Below are 3,918 nucleotides of genomic sequence, written 5' to 3'. Positions count from 1 at the left end.
TCTTCGGGGGCTTCAGCTCGGCCTGGCGGAGCGATTCCACGAAGCTTGCCGCGTCGTCCTCGTCGTCGTCGGCCGCGGCGCCCCGCAGGCGCTTGCCGATCACCCACTGGTCGAGGGTGAGGCGGCCGCCGCCGCCCGCGGCGAACACCAGGCTCGCCATGCCGAGGGCGAGGACGAGTTCGTAGCCGTTCCGGGCGGCTCCCTCGTCCACCATGAACAGGCCCTGGTCGGCGTGGACGAAGACGAACGCGCCCGCCATGTCGAGGAACAGCAGGGCGCCGGTGACCGGGAGGCCGAGCCCGACGATCAGCGCGGCCCCGCCGAGGAGCTCGACGAACGCGGAGTAGACGGCGGCGGCGGTGGGCAGCGGCACGCCGAGGCCGTCGAACGTGCGGCCGGTCGCGGTGATGCCCGCTTCGATCTTCTGCCAGCCGTGCGCCATGAACACGATGCCGACGCCGAGCCGCGCGAGGGCTGCCACGACGTCGTAGAACGGCCGAGAGCGCATGCCGTCGACTCCTTAGACACGGGGATGGGCCCGGTTTGCCGGAGAGTATGACGGCATGCCGGGAGATATCGCGAACGCCGCAGGTGAGACGATCACGTGGCAGGGCGCGGGAACCGATCGAGCGGGAGGCCGGGATGAAGAGCCACGAGTACGAAGTGTCGGTGACGTGGACGGGCGACACCGGGTCGGGGACGAGTTCGTACCGCGCCTACGAGCGGGCGCACGAGGTCGCGGCGGCGGGCAAGCCGCCGATCGCGGGAAGCGCAGACCCCGCCTTCCGCGGGGACCCGTCGCGGTGGAACCCGGAGGAGATGCTCGTCGCCTCCCTCTCGCAGTGCCACATGCTGTGGTTCCTCCACCTGTGCGCCGTGGAGAAGATCGTGGTGACCGGCTACGAGGACCGGGCGCGCGGCACCATGACCGAGACGCCGGACGGCGGCGGACGGTTCGCCGAGGTCGTCCTGCGCCCCCGGACGACCCTGGCCGACCCCGCGCAGGCCGGACGGGCCGCCGAGCTGCACGAGCGCGCCAACGAGCTGTGCTTCATCGCGAACTCGGTCAACTTCCCCGTCCGACACGAGCCCGAGTTCGGGTAGAGCCCGGGCCCCAGCCGCAGCCGCAGTGCCGCGGGGCCGCTCAGCGGGTGCGGCCGCGCGGCTTCAGGCGGGTCGGGGGCATCTCGGGGGCGGGCAGCCGGTCGCCGTGGTAGCCCTCGACCGTGCCGAACCGGTCGCCGGTCATCCAGTCCTCCCGCGCCTGGGCGATCTCCTCGCCGGCCCGCGCGACGAAGTTCCACCACATCACGAGCTTCTCCTCGAACGGCTCGCCGCCGAGCAGGAGGAAGGAGCCCGGTTCGTCGGTGCGGACCCGCAGCTCGCGGCGCCCGCAGCCGAGGTAGAGCATGGAGCCGGGCTCCAGCCGCTCGCTGTCGACCTCCAGGCGGCCGGACATGGTGAGCGCCGCGTACTCGAAGTCCGGATCGACCGGGACGCGCACGTCGGCGCCGTCGTCCAGGGTGATGTCCGCGCCCATGATGGGGGTGAACGTCGTTCCGGGGGAGGCGGCTCCGTCGAGTTCGCCCAGCAGGACCTTGGCGGTGAAGCCGGGCGCGGTCACCACCGGGAGGTCGGCGTGGAACTCCCACTTGGGGTCGGTGTGCCGGTGCCCGTCCGGTAGCGCGACCCACAGCTGCGCGCCGTGCAGGATCGGCGAGTGCGCGCGCGGGGACTCCTCCGAGTGCGCGATGGCCCGGCCGGCGGTCATCAGCCCGAGCTGCTTCGGACGGATCGTCTGCAGGCTGCCGAGGCTGTCGCGGTGCAGCACCTCACCGCCGTGGAGCCAGCTCACCGTCTGCAGCCCGATGTGCGGATGCGGCGGCACCTGCATGCCGGGCTCGTCGGTGATGTCGTCCGGCCCGTAGTGGTCGACGAAGCACCACGCGCCCACCATGCGCCGTCCCAGGCTGGGCAGCAGCCTGCGGACGACCGTGCTCTCGCCCAGCGGAACCCGCCTCGGCGGCAGCAGCTCGTGCACGGGCCGCGCCGTCACCTCGTCGCGCCCGCCCGTCTGCACCGGCTTAGGCCGGACATCGAGATTGCTCACCGGAACCGTCCCCTCCCCGCAAACCGTCCCTTAACGATGCCCTACGCGCCGCGCGGTTGAACCTGTGGAATTGGGCACCAGTGCACTGGGTTCTCCTGTATGTGATGCACGGTGAGTACAAGGTTCCCGGCGGCAAGCTCGTGGTCGCCGATGTCGACGTCGTTGACGGGCTCCTGCGCGCCCCCAGGATCAGCGGCGATTTCTTCCTCGAACCGGACGAGGCCCTGGACGCGATCAACGCCGTCCTGGACGGGCTGCCCGCCGGGCTGGACGCCAGGGCGATCGGCGTCCGCGTCCAGGCGGGGCTTCCGCGCGACACGGTGATGCTCGGCCTCACCGCCGAGGCCGTGGGCATCGCGGTGCGGCGCGCGGTGGCGCGGGCGTCCGACTGGCGCGACCACGACTGGCGGCTGATCCACGAACCGCCGCAGGAGCCCGCCCTGCACATGGCGATCGACCAGGTGCTCGCCGAGGAGGTCGGCGCGGGCCGCCGCCCGCCGACGCTGCGGGTGTGGGAGTGGGCGTCGCCCGCCGTGGTCATCGGGAGCTTCCAGTCGCTGCGCAACGAGGTCGACGCGGAGGCGGCGCGGGAGCACGGGGTGGACGTGGTGCGCCGCATCAGCGGCGGCGGCGCGATGTTCATCGAGCCCGGCAACACCATCACGTACTCGCTGTACGCGCCGGAGACGCTGGTCGCGGGCATGTCGTTCGCGGAGAGCTACGCGTTCCTGGACGACTGGGTGCTGGGCGCGCTCGGCGAAGTCGGCATCAAGGCCTGGTACCAGCCGCTGAACGACATCACGTCCGACAACGGCAAGATCGCCGGCGCGGCGCAGAAGCGGCTCGTGTCCGGCGCGGTGCTGCACCACGTGACGATGGCCTACGACATCGACGCCGAGAAGATGCTGAAGGTGCTGCGGATCGGCCGGGAGAAGGTGTCCGACAAGGGCATCGCCAGCGCGGTGAAGCGGGTGGACCCGCTGCGGCGGCAGACCGGGCTGCCCCGCGAGGAGATCATCGACCGCATGATCGCGCACTTCCGGGGGCGGTACGGGCTGACCCCCGACCGGGTCGGCGAGGACGAGATGCGGCTCGCCCGCAAGTACGTCACCGACAAGTTCAGCACCTCCGAGTGGACCGCGCGCGTCCCGTGACGCGCGGCGCGGCGGCGGAACCCTGGGCGCCCGCCGTGCGTCCTCCTCTCAGGGCAGGTCGCGGGGCTGATGCGGCACGCCATAGGTTGGTCACCGTCGGCCGATGATGAGGAGCGTTCATGTCGATGCAGAAGGGTGCCAACACCGCGGTGCCCGTCCCCTCGGTGCGGGTCGAGCTGGGCTGGCAGGCCGGTCCCGGCGTGCCGGACGCGGACGCGTCGGCGCTCCTGGTGACCGAGAGCGGCCGCGTGCGCTCGGACGACGACTTCGTGTTCTACAACCAGCCGGCGCACGGCTCAGGCGCGGTCCGGCACGACGGCAAGCAGCAGGGGCCGACGGTGCTGGACGTCCTGTCGGTCGACCTGAACCGGGTCGAGCCCGCCATCGACAAGATCGTCATCGCGGCGTCCTCCGACGGCGGGACGTTCGGCCAGTTCCAGGGCCTGTACGTGCGCATCGTGGACGCGGCGGGCGGCGCGGAGGTCGCCCGGTTCGACAGCCAGGGCGCGACGTCGGAGACGGCGTTCGTCCTCGGCGAGCTGTACCGGCGGCAGGGCGCGTGGAAGTTCCGCGCGGTCGGCCAGGGCTACGACTCGGGCCTCGCCGGCCTGGCCACCGACTACGGCATCTCGGTCGACGACCCCGGCCAGGCGG

Annotated in this window: 5 protein-coding genes; 3 read left to right on the top strand and 2 right to left on the bottom strand. The window is 72.1% G+C overall.

The window, feature by feature from the left end; translation table 11 throughout:
* A partial coding sequence (locus ETD96_RS42280) for a DoxX family protein (RefSeq protein ID WP_138642101.1) occupies positions 1–508 on the bottom strand: 508 nt, incomplete at its 3' end.
* Positions 509–642: 134 nt separating this feature from the next.
* Here ETD96_RS42280 and ETD96_RS42275 point away from each other — a divergent pair.
* A complete protein-coding gene (locus ETD96_RS42275; RefSeq protein ID WP_138642100.1) occupies positions 643–1,104 on the top strand; it encodes an OsmC family protein in 462 nt (153 codons plus the stop codon).
* 40 nt (positions 1,105–1,144) lie between these two features.
* Here the strand turns inward: ETD96_RS42275 and ETD96_RS42270 are convergent, their stop codons facing one another.
* Positions 1,145–2,110, bottom strand: coding sequence for a pirin family protein (locus ETD96_RS42270; RefSeq protein WP_138642099.1), 966 nt, complete (start codon positions 2,108–2,110; stop codon positions 1,145–1,147).
* 104 nt (positions 2,111–2,214) lie between these two features.
* Between ETD96_RS42270 and ETD96_RS42265 the strand changes: the two genes are divergently transcribed.
* Entirely contained in the window at positions 2,215–3,264 is a 1,050-nt protein-coding gene (locus ETD96_RS42265; protein WP_138642098.1) for a lipoate-protein ligase LplAB, read from the top strand.
* 119 nt (positions 3,265–3,383) lie between these two features.
* Positions 3,384–3,918 (top strand): TerD family protein (locus ETD96_RS42260; protein WP_138642097.1); only part of this gene is annotated, 535 nt, incomplete at its 3' end.

Origin of the sequence: Actinomadura geliboluensis, assembly GCF_005889745.1 — a bacterium.
GTDB lineage: Bacteria > Actinomycetota > Actinomycetes > Streptosporangiales > Streptosporangiaceae > Spirillospora > Spirillospora geliboluensis.
The sequence above is the reverse complement of the archived record's forward strand: the minus strand, read 5'-3'. Positions and strand labels throughout refer to the sequence as shown.